This window comes from Nonlabens sp. MIC269, from assembly GCF_001430865.1.
Lineage (GTDB): Bacteria > Bacteroidota > Bacteroidia > Flavobacteriales > Flavobacteriaceae > Nonlabens > Nonlabens tegetincola.
In genome coordinates, this window is record NZ_CP011373.1 from 1,450,085 (window position 1) to 1,468,181 (window position 18,097).

The 18,097-nt window shown below is 35.9% G+C and carries 16 protein-coding genes; 3 read left to right on the forward strand and 13 right to left on the reverse strand.

Annotated features, from left to right (window positions below; translation table 11 throughout):
* On the reverse strand, positions 1-861 hold the full coding sequence (locus AAT17_RS06805; RefSeq protein ID WP_060523388.1) for an MBL fold metallo-hydrolase: 861 nt from the start codon (positions 859-861) through the stop codon (positions 1-3).
* A 206-nt stretch (positions 862-1,067) separates the two neighbouring features.
* Here AAT17_RS06805 and AAT17_RS06810 point away from each other — a divergent pair, with 206 nt between their 5' ends.
* A complete protein-coding gene (locus AAT17_RS06810; protein WP_042276471.1) occupies positions 1,068-2,918 on the forward strand; it encodes a sodium:proton antiporter in 1,851 nt (616 codons plus the stop codon).
* 52 nt (positions 2,919-2,970) lie between these two features.
* Here the strand turns inward: AAT17_RS06810 and lepA are convergent, their stop codons facing one another.
* Entirely contained in the window at positions 2,971-4,770 is a 1,800-nt protein-coding gene (gene lepA / locus AAT17_RS06815) for a translation elongation factor 4 (protein ID WP_042276474.1), read from the reverse strand.
* A gap of 98 nt (positions 4,771-4,868) precedes the next feature.
* On the opposite strand from lepA, the gene AAT17_RS06820 reads away from it, so the two are divergent.
* Positions 4,869-7,283 (forward strand): outer membrane beta-barrel family protein, encoded by a 2,415-nt coding sequence (locus AAT17_RS06820; protein WP_060523389.1) that lies wholly within the window; start codon positions 4,869-4,871, stop codon positions 7,281-7,283.
* Here the strand turns inward: AAT17_RS06820 and AAT17_RS06825 are convergent.
* The 11 genes from AAT17_RS06825 to panC all read right to left on the reverse strand — a co-directional run bounded on the left by AAT17_RS06825 (position 7,280) and on the right by panC (position 17,157).
* A complete protein-coding gene (locus AAT17_RS06825) occupies positions 7,280-8,056 on the reverse strand; it encodes a glycosyltransferase family 2 protein (protein WP_060523390.1) in 777 nt (258 codons plus the stop codon). The genes AAT17_RS06820 and AAT17_RS06825 overlap by 4 nt on opposite strands.
* Positions 8,056-9,447 (reverse strand): undecaprenyl-phosphate glucose phosphotransferase, encoded by a 1,392-nt coding sequence (locus AAT17_RS06830; protein ID WP_082586921.1) that lies wholly within the window; start codon positions 9,445-9,447, stop codon positions 8,056-8,058. Before AAT17_RS06830 ends, AAT17_RS06825 begins: the two co-directional genes overlap by 1 nt.
* Positions 9,410-10,399, reverse strand: coding sequence for a UDP-glucuronic acid decarboxylase family protein (locus AAT17_RS06835; protein ID WP_060523391.1), 990 nt, complete (start codon positions 10,397-10,399; stop codon positions 9,410-9,412). Before AAT17_RS06835 ends, AAT17_RS06830 begins: the two co-directional genes overlap by 38 nt.
* Positions 10,400-10,438: 39 nt before the next feature.
* Positions 10,439-11,071 (reverse strand): peptidoglycan DD-metalloendopeptidase family protein, encoded by a 633-nt coding sequence (locus tag AAT17_RS06840; protein WP_060523392.1) that lies wholly within the window; start codon positions 11,069-11,071, stop codon positions 10,439-10,441.
* Between the two features lie 11 nt (positions 11,072-11,082).
* Positions 11,083-11,739 (reverse strand): CoA transferase subunit B, encoded by a 657-nt coding sequence (locus AAT17_RS06845; protein ID WP_042276486.1) that lies wholly within the window; start codon positions 11,737-11,739, stop codon positions 11,083-11,085.
* 43 nt (positions 11,740-11,782) lie between these two features.
* Positions 11,783-12,325: a TlpA disulfide reductase family protein gene (locus tag AAT17_RS06850; protein WP_060523393.1), complete on the reverse strand. Its 543-nt coding sequence runs from the start codon at positions 12,323-12,325 to the stop codon at positions 11,783-11,785.
* A 10-nt stretch (positions 12,326-12,335) separates the two neighbouring features.
* A complete protein-coding gene (gene radA, locus AAT17_RS06855) occupies positions 12,336-13,706 on the reverse strand; it encodes a DNA repair protein RadA (protein ID WP_060523394.1) in 1,371 nt (456 codons plus the stop codon).
* Positions 13,706-14,872, reverse strand: a complete 1,167-nt coding sequence (locus AAT17_RS06860) for an alpha/beta hydrolase (RefSeq protein ID WP_060523395.1) — start codon at positions 14,870-14,872, stop codon at positions 13,706-13,708. The genes radA and AAT17_RS06860 overlap by 1 nt, the downstream gene beginning before the upstream one ends.
* Positions 14,873-14,913: 41 nt before the next feature.
* Positions 14,914-15,882 carry a lysylphosphatidylglycerol synthase transmembrane domain-containing protein gene (locus AAT17_RS06865; protein ID WP_060523396.1) on the reverse strand — a complete coding sequence of 323 codons (969 nt, stop codon included), beginning with the start codon at positions 15,880-15,882 and terminating at the stop codon, positions 14,914-14,916.
* Positions 15,883-15,885: 3 nt separating this feature from the next.
* Positions 15,886-16,236 carry an aspartate 1-decarboxylase gene (gene panD / locus AAT17_RS06870; RefSeq protein ID WP_042276495.1) on the reverse strand — a complete coding sequence of 117 codons (351 nt, stop codon included), beginning with the start codon at positions 16,234-16,236 and terminating at the stop codon, positions 15,886-15,888.
* A gap of 66 nt (positions 16,237-16,302) precedes the next feature.
* Entirely contained in the window at positions 16,303-17,157 is an 855-nt protein-coding gene (gene panC, locus AAT17_RS06875; protein WP_060525035.1) for a pantoate--beta-alanine ligase, read from the reverse strand.
* A gap of 108 nt (positions 17,158-17,265) precedes the next feature.
* Between panC and AAT17_RS06880 the strand changes: the two genes are divergently transcribed.
* Positions 17,266-18,093, forward strand: a complete 828-nt coding sequence (locus AAT17_RS06880; RefSeq protein WP_042276500.1) for a glycogen/starch synthase — start codon at positions 17,266-17,268, stop codon at positions 18,091-18,093.
* The last annotated feature ends 4 nt before the right edge of the window (positions 18,094-18,097 follow it).

Here is an 18,097-nt window from a genome sequence, read left to right on the forward strand (position 1 = left end):
CTATTTATTAAAAAAGTCATTAAATGTATAAACTTGGTCCAATCGCACACCTTTATCAGTGTGTTTAACTGTAATAATCTCATTAAAAGGATCGTGTTCTAAAATGAGGTAGTAATTCTCAGTTGCGGCCTTTTGTAAAAACCTCTCTTTTTCATCAAGAGTCAGCAAAGGCCTTGTGTCGTATCCCATAACATATGGCAGGGGCAAATGTCCTGCGGTAGGCAATAAGTCGGCCATGAAAACAAATGTTTTACCATCATACTCAATATGCGGTATCATCATTTTCTCTGTATGACCATCAACAAACAAAATGTCAAAATCCATTTCATTGGCTTTCTCAAAAGTTTGATTTTGTTTTACAAACTCTAATTGACCGCTTTCTTGAATCGGTATAATATTTTCTTTTAAAAATGAGGCCTTTTCTCTAGCGTTAGGTTCAATTGCCCATTGCCAGTGTGACTCGTTGGTATAAACACGGGCATTTTTAAAAGCAGGTTCATATCCATCGTGATTACTAGCTTTTTTTATAACCCCACCACAATGATCAAAATGTAGATGTGTCAAAAAAACATCGGTAATATCGTCTCTATTAAAACCTAGATTTTTAAGACTGGAATCTAAGTCAAATCTATGGTCCATGTAATAGTATCCAAAGAATTTTTCCGATTGCTTAGCACCCATTCCGGTATCAATTAAAGTTAACCGATCACCATTTTCAATTAACAAACATCTCGCCGCCATGTCGATCATGTTGTTTGAATCGGCTGGATTTGTGCGTTGCCATAAAGATTTAGGCACTACACCAAACATGGCACCGCCATCTAATTTAAAATTCCCAGATTCTACCTTATGTATTTTCATTGCTGCAAAATACAAAATAGGCATTGGTAATCAGTGGTCATTTATCAGTTTTTTAATAGCTAACTATGCATCATGAATCTATGTTAAAATCAATAGAGGTATATCATAATTGCACGTTAAGAATGTGGTAATTACGCTTTCGCGAAAGCGGAACCTCAACATCTATTTAAAAAAGGTCGTAAATTGGCCCTAAAATCTATCCAAATATGCTAGAACTAGCAGGAATTATAATTTTAGGTATACTAGCGCAATGGGTTGCATGGCGTTTTAAAATACCCGCAATTTTACCCCTTATAATCATTGGACTGTTAGTAGGTCCCATCGCAACCATTTATACGGAAGATCACACGAAACTCATTCACCCCATTTGGAATGGTGATAACGGACTGTTTCCTGGAGAAAGTTTATTCTATTTTGTCTCACTAGCAATTAGTATAATTCTTTTTGAAGGTGGTTTAACCCTGAAACGAGCCGAAATTCTAAATACTGGTCCTGTTATTGGAAAACTTATATCTGTGGCTGTAATAATTACTTTTATAGGTGCTGGTGTTGCTGCTCACTATATTTTTGACTTGAGCTGGGAAATTTCACTTTTATTCAGTGCGTTGATTATTGTTACCGGTCCTACCGTTATCTCTCCTATTTTACGAAACATTCCGTTGAAAAAAGATATAAGTTCTATTCTTAAATGGGAAGGTATACTCATTGATCCTATAGGAGCTCTATTTGCCGTATTGGTATTTGAATTTATAAGCACCGGATCTGGCGGGAAATTTACCATAGTGGCACTTGAAGAGTTTGGTAAAATCGTGTTGTTCGGATTTGCTTTTGGTTTTTCTTTTGCTCATGCGCTTGCCTTTGCTATCAAGAAAAAATTTATTCCACATTACTTGCTTAATGTAGTGACTCTAGCTGCTGTATTGGGCGTCTTTGTTTTGAGCGACACCTTTGCCAAAGAATCTGGTTTACTTGCCGTGGTAGTTATGGGAATGGTGATGGGTAATATTAATTTACCCAATATTAAGGAACTTCTTTACTTCAAAGAATCCCTAAGTGTTTTATTAATCTCCATCTTATTCATTTTGCTAGCAGCAAATATTAACATGGAAGATCTATACTTAATCTATACATGGAAAACTGCAGTGCTTTTTGCTATAGTTGTACTTTTAATAAGACCATTGGGTGTGTTTGCGAGTTCTGTCAACAGCGGACTTAAAATAAATGAAAAACTCTTCATATCATGGGTAGGTCCTCGTGGTATCGTGGCAGCTGGTATTGCATCTTTATTTGGATCAAAATTAGTTTCTCAAGGTATTGAAGGGGCAGAGTATATTACACCTCTCGTTTTTATGATCGTATTAGGAACTGTACTTCTTAATGCTACTACGGCACGTGCTTTTGCAAAAATTGTAGGAGTTTTTCTTAAGAAATCTAATGGAATTATGATAATAGGAGCCAGCAAGTTCTCAAGACTTGTGGCTGACTACTTAAAAAAACACGAACGTGCGGTTGTGCTAGTTGACAGTAATGCTAATAATGTAAGACTGGCTAAGGAAAAAGGTCTAGACGCTGTCATCGCTGATGTATACAGTGACGCTCTTACAGACGATGTTGAGTTTAATAACATTGGATTTTTGCTAGCTCTCACTGGGAACTCTCAAATTAATGAATATGCGGTTGAACGGTTCGGCAATCAATTTGGAGAGAACGGCACCTTTAGACTGGTACATGCCAATGAAATAAACAATCCTAATCAAAATCCTGAGGAAGGTTTATTTTCTCCTACCGACGATTTTATCAACATTAACGAAGTAGCTAGATATCACGGTCAGATAAGAGAAATTGAATTAAAATCTCAAGAACATTTTAATGCTCTTCTAGAAATAACAAAAACCGACTCTAATATCATTCCATTATTTATACGCAAAGGAAAGGCAATAGATGTTATACCATCACTTAATCAAGATCTAGAAATAGATGAAGGGTCCTTGCTGGTATATCTAGGTAAAGAAATAGTAGAAACTACCACCGGTGAAGTACTACTTGAAGAAAATTAATAAAAAAACAGCGACCAATTGGTCGCTGTTTTATTTTTTAAAGCCTATTGAATTAATCATTCAACTTTAATACCGCCATAAACGCCTGTTGTGGAATTTCTACATTACCTACCTGGCGCATACGCTTTTTACCTTTCTTTTGTTTTTCTAGTAACTTACGCTTACGAGAAATATCACCACCGTAACATTTTGCCGTTACATCTTTACGCAACGCTTTGATAGTTTCACGAGCAATAATTTTGGCTCCTATGGCTGCTTGTACCGGTATGTCAAATTGCTGTCTAGGGATTAACTCTCTTAATTTTTCAACCATCTTTTTACCAATAGTATAAGCATTATCAAAATGCACAAGCGCACTAAGAGCATCTACAGTTTGAGAATTTAACAGAATATCTACTCGTACAAGTTTTGACTCTTTCATACCAATAGGCGCATAATCAAAACTAGCATAACCTTTACTTACTGTTTTTAATCTATCGTAGAAATCAAAAACGATTTCTGCCAACGGCATGTCAAAAACTAGTTCCACACGCTCTTGAGTAAGATAGGTTTGATTTTTTACTTGACCACGTTTTTCAATACACAATGACATTACATTACCCACAAAGTCAGATTTTGTAATAATCGTAGCTTTAATAAATGGCTCTTCTACGCGATTAAGTGTTGATGGTTCTGGTAAATCACTAGGATTATTAACGATTACAATATCGTTAGGATTTTTGTTAGTGTAAGCGTGATAGGATACGTTAGGTACCGTAGTGATCACCGTCATATCAAACTCACGTTCTAATCTTTCTTGTATGATCTCTAAATGTAACATTCCCAAGAATCCACATCTAAAACCAAATCCTAATGCAGCACTACTTTCAGCTTGAAAGACAAGCGAGGCATCATTGAGCTGTAATTTTTCCATACTAGCTCTTAAATCCTCGTAATCTTCAGTATCTACAGGATATATACCTGCAAAAACCATAGGCTTAACATCTTCAAAACCTTCAATTGCATTCTTAGTCGGATTATCGTGATCAGTTATAGTATCACCTACCTTAACTTCCTTTGCCTCTTTAATACCTGTAATCAAGTAACCTACATCACCACAGCTTATCTCTTTCTTAGGTTCTTGTTTCAGCTTAAGAGTTCCAATCTCATCGGCATAGTAGCTTTCACCGGTTGCAACAAACTTAATATGTTGACCTTTTTTAATACTACCATTTATAACTCTAAAGATGGTTTCCACACCTCTAAATTGATTGTATTGAGAATCAAAAATCAATGCCTGCAACGGCTCATCAGGATTACCTACAGGAGCTGGTACACGCTCAACGATAGCGTCTAGAATCTCTTGGATTCCTATTCCTGTTTTGGCACTTGCCGGTATTACCTCTTCTGGGTCACAACCTAACAAGTCTACAATGTCGTCGGTTACTTCTTCTGGATTTGCACTAGGTAAATCAACTTTATTAAGTACAGGTATGATTTCAAGATCGTTTTCTAGTGCAAGGTAAAGGTTAGAGATCGTTTGTGCTTGAATACTTTGTGCGGCATCAACTACCAACAAAGCACCTTCACAAGCAGCAATAGATCTAGAAACTTCATAGGAAAAATCTACGTGACCAGGAGTATCTATCAGATTAAGAATATATTGCTCGCCATCTGGAGCTGTATAATTCATCTGTATTGCGTGAGATTTAATGGTAATACCACGCTCACGCTCTAGATCCATATTGTCTAATAGCTGTGCTTGAGCCTCACGCTTTGTAACAGTTTGAGTAGCATCTAACAACCTGTCTGCCAGTGTACTTTTACCGTGGTCAATATGCGCAATAATGCAAAAATTACGTATGTTCTTCATAGTCGTTTCAATCGAGATGCAAATATAGTCGAATTTAAAGTCGGTATTTTCCTATCCCTTTTTTATTTTAGTGGTCTAAATTCCAACTCAAAAGCCTCATGAATAGATTTTTCCCTTACCTATTCTTCCTTGTTTCTTTTAGTTCGTTTGCACAGCACGAGCTTACAGCAAGACTCATCGATGAAAAGAATGAATCCCTACCCTATCTAAATAGTATTCTTTACAAAATGCCAGACAGTACGTTTTATCAAGGTACAAGCAGTGACGATCTGGGTAAAGTCCTTTTTAAGAACATAGAAGATGGTGAATATACGATGGTGGTTACAGGTGTAGGTTATGTTACGCTTTCGCGAAAGCTTACCATTAACAGCAATCAAAATCTAGGAGACCTTATAGTTCAAGAGCAAATTGAATCCATGGATGCGGTCACTGTCACGGCCAAAAGACCTACTGTAACTAAGAAAGCGGATAGGCTCATTTTTAATGTAGAGAATACAAGTCTGAGTAATACTGATGCATTGACCATATTACGCAGTTCGCCTGGTGTTTTTAAACAAAACAACACTTATATAGTTAAAGGACAGGCTGCTCAAATTTATATTAATAATAAAAGAGTATACCTAACCGATGATGAGCTCAATCAATTACTAGCTGGCTATAGTGGTGATAATGTCAAAAATGTAGAGGTCATTACCAATCCACCGGCAAGTTACGATGCCGAAGGTGGAACAGTCATCAATATTAACACTAGCAAAGGAATCTCATTAGGTTACAAGGGTAATGTAATGGGTAGTTATACCATCGACGAGCTTGCCAAATACAAAATAGGTACTTCACATTTTTATAAAAATAATTGGGTAAACATATATGCTAACTATAGTTACAACCCAAGAGAAGATCTTTATATAGAAGAAAACGAAATAGGCTTTTTTAATCCTGATGGTACTAGATCGCAACGCTGGTTCACTGATTATAATAATGTGAATGAAAGTGATGCTCACAGCCTGAATACTGTTATAGATTTTAGCTTAAGCAGTAAAAGCTACCTAAGTGTTTCTGGAAATATTAACGTTAATAACAATCAAGATGGTGATGCTTTTACACGCACATTAATTCTTCAAGATGGTGATACCGATTTTTCAGGCTTAGAAACTAACGGTCTCAATGAACGAGACGCAGCAACTGGTTTTGTGAATGCCGACTACAACTATTATGCAGATAACGGGAACGTCCTCAGGCTTTATGGAAATCATGTATTTACTAATAAAGACAACTATCAGGATGTTTTTACTAGATTTTTTGACACTCAAAATAATACCACTGGAAGTAATAGTTTTTTGTCGGACATAGATCTTGATGTGTCTATTTACACAGCTGGGATAGATTATCAATTCGCATTGGGCGAATACCAATTAAGTACTGGAGCAAAGTATAATCAAATTGATTCACAAACCGTACAGGATTTCTTTGATTCAAATGGAACTTCACCGATTATTGTTCCTGCTAACTCGGATAACTATGCCTATGATGAAAAAATCATTGCTTTCTACGGACAGATGGAACGCAATTGGGAAAAATGGTTTCTTACCGCTGGACTACGAGCTGAGCAAACTGATATTACAGGTGATTCAAGAAGTCTAGGAATAGTGAATACTCAAAACTATCTTTCATGGTTTCCTACGGCATCATTAGGACATTCGCTTGATGAAAGCAACACACTTACATTAAGTTACAAAAGAAGCATTGAAAGACCACGTTATGAGAGTCTAAATCCCTATAGGATTTTTGTAAATGAAACCAATTTTAATTCTGGTAATCCTAATTTAATGCCTTCATTCAACAATAAATATAGTGTTGCATGGAATCATAACGACACCTGGTTTTTTGACGCTTATTATTTGTATTCAAAGGACTTACTTTCTATTCTACCTTTTCAAGATAATAATGCAAACAGTTTAAATTTTCAAAATGCTAATTTGAACTACGAGCTACAATATAGTCTAGATATTGAAACCTTTCAATACCCAACTGATTCTTGGTTGCTTGCACTTTCTGCTAGTTTCTTTTATTTAGAAAACGAATTTGTTGCAGTACAGTCCGGCGGTGTAGACCAAAAGCAGGACGTGACAGGAGTTTATCTCTCTAGCTTTAGTAGATTTAGCCTTTCAGAAGATCGTACCTGGTCTTTGGATGCCGAGCTAAATTATGTAAGTGATATCTTATTTGGTTCGTTTAGAATGCAAAATATGATCGTGAGTAACTTTGCCATAAACAAATCGTTATGGAGCCGTAGAGCAAATCTTAGGATTGCATATAATGATGTTTTTAGAGGTCAAAACAGATTAATGGAGTCTATTTATCGTAACCAGGATGTAGGCGTTACTTATTTACCAGAGACTAACACCTTTAGTGTCGCATTCACTTACAATTTTGGAAATTATGGTCTAAGAAACAATGAAGTAGAAGAACCTGAAGAGAAAGAACGTACAAAACAACAATCTCTAGGACTTTAATCCAGTTTTTTAATCAAGGCTTTCTTGATAAACCATTGCTCGTAAATAAAAAGCATCATGGACCAACAGCTTTTTAAAAAAGAGTAATTAAGGTGGTTGCGATATACAGCATAGTTATATTTAATCAGACTACTTTTTCGTGAACTCAACCCATTGCCTGTTCTATAACTGGCAATGGGTTTTTCTATACCGATAGCTGTACCCGATAGTTTAATCACATCCAACCACATGGCCCAATCTTGTCTTTTACGTAATGAAGACACGACAACCTTTCCTATTTTATGGGTATCGTAAATTCCTGTCAAATTCCCTACATAGTTTGCTCGTAGTAACTTTTTATAAGTTAGTGAATTGAAAACCTTTTGAAGGTATTTAGGCTCACTCGCATTTTCTGTGAATATCTCATAAGCACCATAGGACATCGCTACTTGTGACAGTCTCATTTGTTCGATTTGCAAGGAGAGTTTATAGGGTTTCCAAAGATCATCGGCATCTAAAAAGGCAATATATCTACCATTTGCTAGCTCAACTGCCCGATTACGAGTAAAACCAGCTCCTTTGTTTTCTTTATTTTCTTGAATTATAAAACTTATTTCTTGAGAAGAATTTTTTGTAGAATACGCTTTCGCGAAAGCGTGACTATCATCAACACTGCAGTCGTCAACAATTATTAATTCAATAGGCCGGTAGTCTTGATTTAAAACGCTATCTAGGGTTTCACCTAATGTATCCTGGTTGTTGTAAGTTGGTATTATAACACTTACTAAATCCATTAATATGCCTTTTCCTCACCCTTAAACACGTTGGTGATTGTTTTAATTATAATCTTGATGTCCAAATTAATATTCCAATTCTCAATGTAGTAAATGTCATTGCGCACGCGACCTTTAATATCGTCTTCTGTTTCTACCTCGCCTCGATATCCACTTACCTGTGCTAGTCCTGTTATTCCTGGCTTCACAAAATGACGCACCATGAATTTATCGATACGTTCGGCATACATGTGTGTGTGACTAACCATATGAGGTCTAGGACCTACCACACTCATGGAGCCTAGTAACACATTAAAAAATTGAGGTAATTCATCAATGCTGGTTTTCCTTAAAAACCTACCAATTTTGGTTATTCGTTGATCGCCTCGTGTTACTTGTTCTAGGTGTGCCTTGTTGTTAGGAACCATGGATCTAAACTTAAAACAAGTGAATTCTTTATAGTCCAAACCGTTACGCTTTTGGGTAAAAAAGACAGGTCCCTTGGATTCTAGTTTGATAATCAAGGCTATTAAAGGTGTTAACCATGACATTAAAAAAACAATAACAAATAAAGAAAAAAGAATGTCAAAGGCTCGTTTTATAAATTGATTACCAAAATCATCTAAAGGTATTTGACGTAGGGATATTATTGGTGTACGACCGTAGTACTCATAATGTAATTGCCTAGAAAGAGGCATATCAGTATCGGGTATGAATTTAAGTGTCCTTAAATTATTGTCAACAAATTCAGTAAGATTAATGAGATCTTCATTTTTAAGTTCTCTAACTGAGCAAAAGATTTCGTCTATTTGATTGTCTAAAACATATTCTTGAAATTCCTGCATGGAAAACTCGCTAGAACTTGTGTCGATAATATTTTGAGTGCGATAACCGTAATCCTTGTGCTTATTAAAAAAACTTGATAACTGCTTAGTATCCTTGTTGACTCCTAGTAGTACTACATTTCTAAAATTACCGCCTAAAACCGACCTATAATGTTTTAAAATATAGAACAAACTTATTTTTATTACCGAGATTGTTCCCATGGTCCACAGTAGGTATTTGGAAACAATCATGGTATTGTTATTTATCTCATAATAAAAGCCAAAGAAGGCAAATACCATAAATGCAAAAACCACGGCTTGTTTAACCAGTCTACCTAGAAGAGTGATTATATCAGTATTGCGTTGAGTTTTATAAAAATCAAACTGCATGGATACAAGCACCCAGCAAATACCAATAAAAATTCCATAGGTAAGCACGTCAAAGGAGCTCTCAAAAAAATGTGAAGCAAATATGACAATCAAACTTAAATCAATGAGGTACGATAATGGCCTTATAAACCCAGAATACCGTTGATCTCTATAAGTGATTTTATCTTCGGTTATGTTGTGTAAAGTCTTTGTGCTCACGTTTATCTAATTCTTCTGGAGATAACGTTTTAAAATACTCAAAAGTACGTCGCATCCCTTCTTCTCTTGAAACTTGTGGTTCCCAGTTTAATATTTCTTTAGCAAGTGAAATATCAGGTTTACGCTTCATAGGATCATCTTGTGGTAAGTCCTTATAAATCACCTTTTGATCAGTACCTGTTAATTTAATTATTTCTTGTGCAAAATCACTTATCGATATTTCATTGGGATTACCAATGTTTACTGGCATGGGATAGTCGCTCATTAATAACCTAAAAATCCCTTCTACCTGATCATCTACATAACAAAAAGACCTGGTTTGTGATCCATCTCCAAAAACAGTGAGATCCTCGCCACGCAGCGCTTGCCCCATAAAAGCAGGAATTACCCTACCATCATTAAGTCTCATACGAGGTCCATAGGTGTTGAAAATGCGTACAATTCTAGTTTCTAAACCATGGAACCTGTGGTAAGCCATCGTTATAGACTCTTGAAACCTTTTTGCTTCATCATATACACCACGAGGACCTATTGTGTTTACGTTACCATAATAATCTTCTGCTTGTGGATGAACAAGAGGATCACCGTAAACCTCACTAGTACTAGCGATAAGCAACCTGGCTTTTTTATTTTTGGCTAGACCAAGTAGGTTGTGAGTTCCTAGCGAACCTACCTTTAAGGTTTGTATAGGGATTTTAAGATAATCAATAGGACTAGCTGGGCTCGCAAAATGTAGTATATAATCTAAATCTCCTGCAACATGGACGTACTTTGAAACATCATGGTGAAAAAATTCAAATTGTTCTAGTGGAAATAAATGCTCTATATTTTTAAGATCTCCTGTAATCAGGTTATCCATTCCAATAACATGAAAGCCTTCTTTTATAAATCTATCACATAGATGAGACCCTAAAAATCCCGCTGCTCCTGTTATAAGTACGCGCTTTTTCATAGATGAGGTTGTAGCAGCAAATATAAGTAAATACCCTACTTACTCGAGAAATGACATAGGATCTAATACTATATCCTTATACTGTTCAAGCTCCTCTTTGGCGGCTACTCCTGGGAAATCTCCTTGATATCCTTTCATATCTGTCATTACTTGAAAATGTAAATGCGGACTATAACCACCATTTTCTTGAGGTGTTCCTAAATGAGCTATTATTTCGCTTTCGCGAAAGCGATATCCAACTTCCCACTTGTTTACATCATCCAAACTCAAGTGACCATAAAGTGTATATATCGTTTGTCCTTCAATATCGTGTTGCAAGATCAATGTAGGACCATAATTTCCAGGATCACTATTGTGCGCATAACTGTGAACTACACCATCATACATTGCATGAACAGTGGTTCCTGCTGGCGCCCATATGTCTACTCCTAGATGAATATCACGTACAATTCCTTTATTGAATCTTTCATTTTTTTGATAAAGAGCTCGCTGTTCTAAGTAGCCACCTATGGCCAAAAAAGCGCCGTGAGTTTTACGCTGTTGCTCGATATACTCATGACACACCGATATATCGGCCACATCATTACGCTTCCAAAAAGGATTATTGATTGAAAGGTCAAGAGGGAAATAACCATTTTGTGACAATTGTGGATCAAGCAAATGTCTTTTCATAGGAGCTTTTCTTATAAGGACATTTCAGGAATATCACCTTCAACGATAAGAGTACCTTCAGTTGCTGCTTTTATATCGTCTACAGAGACGCCTGGAGCTCTTTCTAGTAATTTAAAGCCATCATCAGTAACCTCGAGCACAGCAAGATTGGTAACCACTTTATTAATACAGTTTACACCGGTAAGAGGTAATGAACATTTTTTAAGAAGTTTACTATCACCAGCACGGTTTGTATGCATCATAGCTACAATAATATTTTCGGCACTAGCAACTAGATCCATAGCACCACCCATTCCTTTTACCATCTTACCTGGAATTTTCCAATTTGCTATATCACCGTTCTCGGCTACTTCCATAGCTCCTAGTATCGTTAAATCAACGTGCTGTCCACGTATCATCCCAAAACTTGTTGCGCTATCAAAAAAACTGGCTCCAGGTAAAGTTGTAATAGTTTGTTTACCTGCATTAATTACATCAGCATCTTCATCTCCTTCAAAAGGAAATGGTCCCATTCCTAACACACCATTTTCAGATTGAAATTCAACCTGAACACCTTCAGGAATATAATTTGCAACTAGGGTAGGAATTCCAATCCCTAGATTAACGTAGTAACCGTCTTGTAGTTCTTGAGCGATTCTTTTGGCAATTCCTGTTTTATCTAGACTCATGGTGTGTTTGTTTACGTGATATGCTTTCAAAGATAAATAGTTTTTAAAGAGCTAAAAAACTATTTAAGGTAGTTTCTAATGAAGGTTGACTAGGTCTTGCAGCATTGTTATCTACCAATCTACCATTTTTATCAAAAAGCATATATCTAGGTATGCGACTCACATCATTTTTTTGGAACAAGGAGGCTTTTGGATAATTTTTTGCATGAAAGGAATATTCATTAATATCATATTGTTGAATTCCTTGTTTCCATCTTTCCTCTGCTTGATCGATGGATATGTAAGCAAATACAACTTCCTTACCTGCGAACTTTTCTTTAAGTTTTTTGGCGTGAGGAAATTGAGCTTTACAAGGTCCGCACCAGCTTGCCCAAATATCTAGATAAACTACTTTGCCACGGTTTTTCTCTAGAAAATTTTCCCAATTATCGTAAGTCCCATCAACAGTTGACAAATGAACTACATCATTACTGCTCATGTCCACTTCACTTACCTTTCTAGGTTTCTCTGTCTTTTCTATGGTTTTACTCTCATTACAAGAGGTAATGATCAATAACAAACAAATTATAATAGATAAATATTTCATTTTTTAAGTTTTAAGCAAAAAGATATCTAACTAAGTCTTCAATTTTTGAAAAGGCAACAACCTGAGCAGTAGAGTTTTTAAAACTTTGTTTGGCTGGTGCAATACAAATTCTATCAAAGCCTAATTTACCAGCTTCATTAATACGTTGCTCCATTCTACTAGCTGTTCTTATTTCTCCGCCCAGACCAACCTCAGCACTGAAACAGTGTTTGGGATTGAGTGCTATATCAAAATTTGATGATAATATAGCTGCGACCACTGCAAGGTCGATTGCTGGATCATCAACATTAATACCACCAGTAATGTTTAGAAAAACATCCTTTTGACCTAATTTGAATCCTGCCCTTTTTTCTAGGACTGCTAGTATCATATTAAGACGTTTTAAATTATAACCCGTTGCACTGCGTTGTGGTGTTCCATAAACAGCCGTACTTACTAGTGCTTGAACCTCGATCATAAGTGGTCGCATACCTTCCATCGTAGCTGCAATTGCGGTTCCACTAATTTCAAGATCTTTGTTTGCAATCAATATTTCACTAGGATTAGTTACTTCACGCAATCCATGGCCTAACATTTCATAAATACCTATTTCATGAGTGCTACCAAAACGGTTTTTAAGAGCTCGCAAAATTCTATACGTATGATTGCGATCTCCTTCAAATTGTAGCACGGTGTCTACCATGTGCTCAAGAATTTTAGGTCCAGCAATGTGACCGTCTTTTGTAATGTGACCTATTACAATAACGGGAGTAGCTGTTTGTTTGGCAAATTTTATTAATTCACCTGTACATTCTCTTATTTGTGAAACACTACCTGCGGTACTTTCTATGTGTTGTGTTTGTAAAGTTTGAATCGAATCGATTATTAAAACATCAGGCTCAATATCACTTACTTGTTTAAAAATGTTTTGAGTCTTTGTCTCAGTGAGTATGTAGCAATTTTCGGCGTTTTTGTTAATACGATCTGCTCGCATTTTTATTTGTTGCGCACTTTCCTCACCACTTACATACAAAGTTTTAAAAGGCAGATTCAAACACACTTGCAACAATAGTGTTGATTTACCTATACCTGGTTCACCACCTAGCAAGGTAACCGATCCAGGAACCAATCCACCACCTAGCACTCTATTGAATTCTAGATTAGTAGTATCCAACCGTGGACTTTCTTGAGCATTTATTTCGGAAATGCGTTGAGGTTTTGAATTACGCTTTCGCGAAAGCGTACCTGGAGCATCATCTGTTTGCCAACTAGGAGTTTGCTCTTTTTGAACTACTTCTTCTACTAAAGAATCCCACTTTTTACAGGTGGTGCATTGTCCTTGCCATTTTGCGTACTGGGCACCACAATTTTGACAGTACCACGTTGTCTTTACTTTTGCCATTATTCTTTAGCTTGTAAGGCCTCTACCTTATCTAAACAATCATCCTTTGTTAAACCTACAGCCTCTTCTAATATATAGGCCTGTTCAAAAGATTTAATCGCACGACCATATCTACCTATACCTTCGTATCCCATTCCTTCTATAAACTTACCGTACATGATATCTGGATATTCCTTATCAACAATGGTTGCCATATCGAGTAATTGTTCCCAGTCTTTTTCTCTGATAATATATTCTGACATAGTTACGAGATCCTTTAATCTCAATTTCATATCTATGCCATACACTTTTTTCACATATTCATATTTGTCCAGCAAAGTTTGTACGGCTGTTTTCATATCAGCAGTACGATTTGCACTTTCTTTAGAGGTATCCTGGGCAAGATTCGAATTTAATAGTTGCTCACCTTCTACCAATTGGTATTCATTAAAGATGAAATCCAATCCACGTGGTATAGCTTGCGCTGCAACGTTATAAAAATTAGTTTCTTCAATACTTTCGTGCTTCAACTTCACATTCTCTTTAGTAGAAAACAGAGAATCTGTTTGTTCAGAGAACAGCTCGCTGGCGACATTTTTTTGTGCGCTGGTAGCTACATAAAAATAATTGTACTCATCCAGACTAGATATTTTGTTAACTAGATTCTCTTGAATAAGTGTAGTGTAATCTGGTTCTATTTGTAAAAAAGCATCTATAGCCACTTTTTTACGCATGAGAAAGAAGCTCGCAAGATTTGCATTTATATCCTTTGCCACTAGAACGGTAAATGGTGCAACTCGATATTCTTTTTGCATGGTTGTCACAAGTTCCATGATAAAATCCATGTAACGTTGAGCTTGCTCCTCGGGAAAGCCTGATTCGACGTTGATAGCTGTATCATCGTACCGGCTTTTACGTTGATTTATTCCTACTACAAAGGATTCGGGCATTTGATCCCAATAAGACAAATAATCCACTACTCCTGAAACGGGTTCAAAAAGATAATCACCATCTAAGACTAGGATTAATGGATAAGTTTTTTCTTGGTTACTATTGTAGTTACGTGGTTTAAGAATTTTTACGTTGCGTTCTTCTCCTAAAACATCGCTAGGAAATGACCTGTACAATGCTTGTGAATACGTGGTTAAACAGGACAGAAAAGCAAACGCAATAACAATATTTTTCATCTCCGTTTTTTGAGATGCTGAATTTAAGAAAAATGAAGAGATTATTTTTTTAAACTCAATAATATAAAGGAAATTAATCCGTACACTAGAACCAGTGCTGTTTGTGATAGCCACAATATCCAGCCCAATGAAGTTCCTACCGTTTCTGGTACATGAAACAATAATAACACCTGAGCAATCAAAAAAGGATAAGCTCCAAATCCTCCATTTGTAAACGCTACTGCAAAACTACCTGCTACAAAGGCTGCTAATATAGCAGCAACAGCAAATGTTCCCTCATATGAAATTGCAAATACACTCACGTAAAACATGGCTAGGTACATGAACCAGATAAAAAAAGTATGTATTAAATACAGCCACTTTTTTTTCATTGTCCAAATGGTTGAAAAGCCTTCTTTCATACCTTTTAAAAAGTCAAGTACTTTTCGGTACAATCCTAACCTTTTGATTAAAAATATTCCCAGTATTATTACTGAGATTACTATTGCTAAGTATAACAGTAATTGTGATGAGTTCGCTTTCGCGAAAGCGGACTTAAAACCACCAATAAAGTATTCTAAAAAGACGTCCTGTGATAGTAATAAAGCTATGGCGGTTATTAGTAGTAAGATACCAAAATCCAGCACACGTTCTGCAACTATAGTACCTATTGCTTTATTAACAGGTATACCGTGGTTGCGATTTACAACTATCGCTCTAGATAATTCACCACTACGTGGAATAAAAATATTCATAGCATACCCTATTCCAATTGCAGTAATATTTGTCAAAAATGTAGGTGGTTTTCCAAACTGGGATAGCATGTAATTCCATCTCCAAGCTCTAGACAAATGACTGAGTAAAGCTAGAATTAAACCAACTATAACATAGTAATAATTTGCACCTTTAATTTGTGCATATATTTGTTCTAACTGCTCGTTTGTGAACTGATTATATGAATAATAAATGAGCCATGCACCTATAAACAAAGGCAAGCCTATTTTCAAAAATTTAATCAGATTGTTTTTCAAAGATTAGGTGAGCAAGTTGTTCTCCTCATTAGGAAATAAAAGAGATGGTTTAAAACTGCGAGCTTCTTCCATGGTCATTTGTGCGTAGGTAATTAAGATAAGAACATCACCTGGAGAGACTAATCTAGCAGCAGCACCATTAAGTGTGATTTCTCCACTTCCTCTAGGACCAGGTATTGCATATGTTTCTAGCCTATGCCCGTTGTTGTTATTTACTATTTGGACTTTTTCACCTTCTACAATATTTGCACCGTCCATTAAATCTTCATCAATGGTGATACTGCCTATGTAATTAAGATCTGCTCCTGTGACCTTAACACGGTGAATTTTTGATTTGACAACTGTAATTAACATGGTGCAAAGATACGATTATGTAATAATTAGATTAACATATAGTCTAACAGACTTTTAAAAAATGATTTACAAATCTAATGCCAGATTATCTATAAGTCTTACACCTTCAACGTGCACTACTATAAACGCCCTTAAAGCAGTGTTTTTTGATTTACGAATTGCAGGTTTTAAATCTCTTTCTCGATTTATAGTAAAATACTCTAATTCAAAATTCTCTAGATTCTCAAAAATATTACTCACCATGTTGATGGTGGATGAAATACTGTTATTTTTTAAATAATCATTTGCACGTTGCAAAGTTTGAAAAATCACTTGTGATTCATGTCTAGCATGTGAGCTTAACCTTTCATTACGACTACTCATTGCAAGACCATTTGCCTCTCGTTTAATAGGACAGCCGACAACCTTTACATTGAGTTTCAATTTTTGCACCAATTTTTTCACAATTTGGAGCTGCTGGAAATCTTTTTCACCAAAATAAGCTTTGTCTGGTGACACCACTTTAAATAAAAATTCTAGTATAGTTCCAACACCATCAAAATGACCTGGCCTATTTGCGCCTTCCATTACTTTCTCTAATCCATCGTATTGGTAAGATTTTGAATGTACATTTTCCCCATACACATCCTGCACACTAGGTGTGTAAACTAAAATAGCAGCATCATTAAACTCTTTCTTAATTAATGCGTAATCTTTTTCAATCGTCCTAGGGTATTTCTCTAAATCATCTTGATTGTTAAATTGAGTAGGGTTTACAAATATGGAAACCACTAGGACATCATTTTCATTAACTGCCTGTTGCATAAGAGATAAGTGTCCCTTGTGTAATGCTCCCATTGTAGGGACAAAACCAATGGTTTTATTCTCTAGCAGTATTGATTTGAGTTGTTTTTTAAGGCTGTTGTGAGTTTTAACAATCATAGTGCTTAACAATCATTAGCAGTTGTTATACAAGGGTTTTGACGCAAAAGTGGTTAAAAATGCTTATTTTTGCATCTTGCTAAATGTAAGGCTACAATAATACAATATATGAAGGAAAAAAGAGTACTGTACGTATCTTCAGAAGTAATTCCCTACTTACCAGAAACCGAAGCATCTTCAATGTCTTATTTTTCACCTAAGATGGTAAATGATCGAGGTGGACAAATACGCATATTCATGCCGAGATTCGGTAATATCAATGAGCGTAGACACCAACTGCATGAAGTAATACGTTTAAGTGGAATGAATCTTATCATTAATGACCTAGACATGCCATTGATTATAAAGGTTGCTTCTATCCCAAAGGAACGTATGCAAGTTTATTTTATCGATAATGAAGAATACTTTAAACGTAAAGCAACTCTTACGGATGAAGACGGAAATCTGTTTCCTGATAACGATGAAAGAGCCATTTTCTTTGCCAAAGGAGTTATAGAAACTGTGAAGAAATTGAACTGGGCACCAGACATTATACACGTTCATGGTTGGATGGCTGGAATGTTACCCTTATACCTAAAGAACTACTACGGGAACGACCCATTATTTGAAGATAGTAAAATTGTTACCTCGGTATACAATCAATCATTTGATGGTTCGTTAGATAATGAAATGATAGATAAGTTAAGGTTTGATGCATTGGATGAAGAAGCACTAGAGTTTCTTGAAGAACCTACTTATGATAATATCATGAAAACATCGTTAAAATATAGTGATGCCATTATTAAAGGTAGTGAAGAACTAAGTCCAGAAATAGAATCTTTTGTGAATTCATTAGATAGACCAGTATTGGAGTATCATGCACCTGATTCATTTGCTGACGCTTATGAGAACTTCTATCTTAATGATGTTCTAACTGAAGAAAAAGAAGAAGCTTAATTGC

Bases quoted from the DNA above. Each gene is read 5' to 3' on its own strand.
- panD (WP_042276495.1), bottom strand. From the start codon at position 16,236: ATGTTAATTACAGTTGTCAAATCAAAAATTCACCGTGTTAAGGTCACA.
- AAT17_RS06880 (WP_042276500.1), top strand. From the start codon at position 17,266: ATGAAGGAAAAAAGAGTACTGTACGTATCTTCAGAAGTAATTCCCTAC.
- radA (WP_060523394.1), bottom strand. From the start codon at position 13,706: ATGGCAAAAGTAAAGACAACGTGGTACTGTCAAAATTGTGGTGCCCAG.
- lepA (WP_042276474.1), bottom strand. From the start codon at position 4,770: ATGAAGAACATACGTAATTTTTGCATTATTGCGCATATTGACCACGGT.
- AAT17_RS06805 (WP_060523388.1), bottom strand. From the start codon at position 861: ATGAAAATACATAAGGTAGAATCTGGGAATTTTAAATTAGATGGCGGT.
- AAT17_RS06820 (WP_060523389.1), top strand. From the start codon at position 4,869: ATGAATAGATTTTTCCCTTACCTATTCTTCCTTGTTTCTTTTAGTTCG.
- AAT17_RS06845 (WP_042276486.1), bottom strand. From the start codon at position 11,739: ATGAGTCTAGATAAAACAGGAATTGCCAAAAGAATCGCTCAAGAACTA.
- panC (WP_060525035.1), bottom strand. From the start codon at position 17,157: ATGATTGTTAAAACTCACAACAGCCTTAAAAAACAACTCAAATCAATA.
- AAT17_RS06825 (WP_060523390.1), bottom strand. From the start codon at position 8,056: ATGGATTTAGTAAGTGTTATAATACCAACTTACAACAACCAGGATACA.
- AAT17_RS06810 (WP_042276471.1), top strand. From the start codon at position 1,068: ATGCTAGAACTAGCAGGAATTATAATTTTAGGTATACTAGCGCAATGG.
- AAT17_RS06860 (WP_060523395.1), bottom strand. From the start codon at position 14,872: ATGAAAAATATTGTTATTGCGTTTGCTTTTCTGTCCTGTTTAACCACG.
- AAT17_RS06840 (WP_060523392.1), bottom strand. From the start codon at position 11,071: ATGAAAAGACATTTGCTTGATCCACAATTGTCACAAAATGGTTATTTC.
- AAT17_RS06850 (WP_060523393.1), bottom strand. From the start codon at position 12,325: ATGAAATATTTATCTATTATAATTTGTTTGTTATTGATCATTACCTCT.
- AAT17_RS06835 (WP_060523391.1), bottom strand. From the start codon at position 10,399: ATGAAAAAGCGCGTACTTATAACAGGAGCAGCGGGATTTTTAGGGTCT.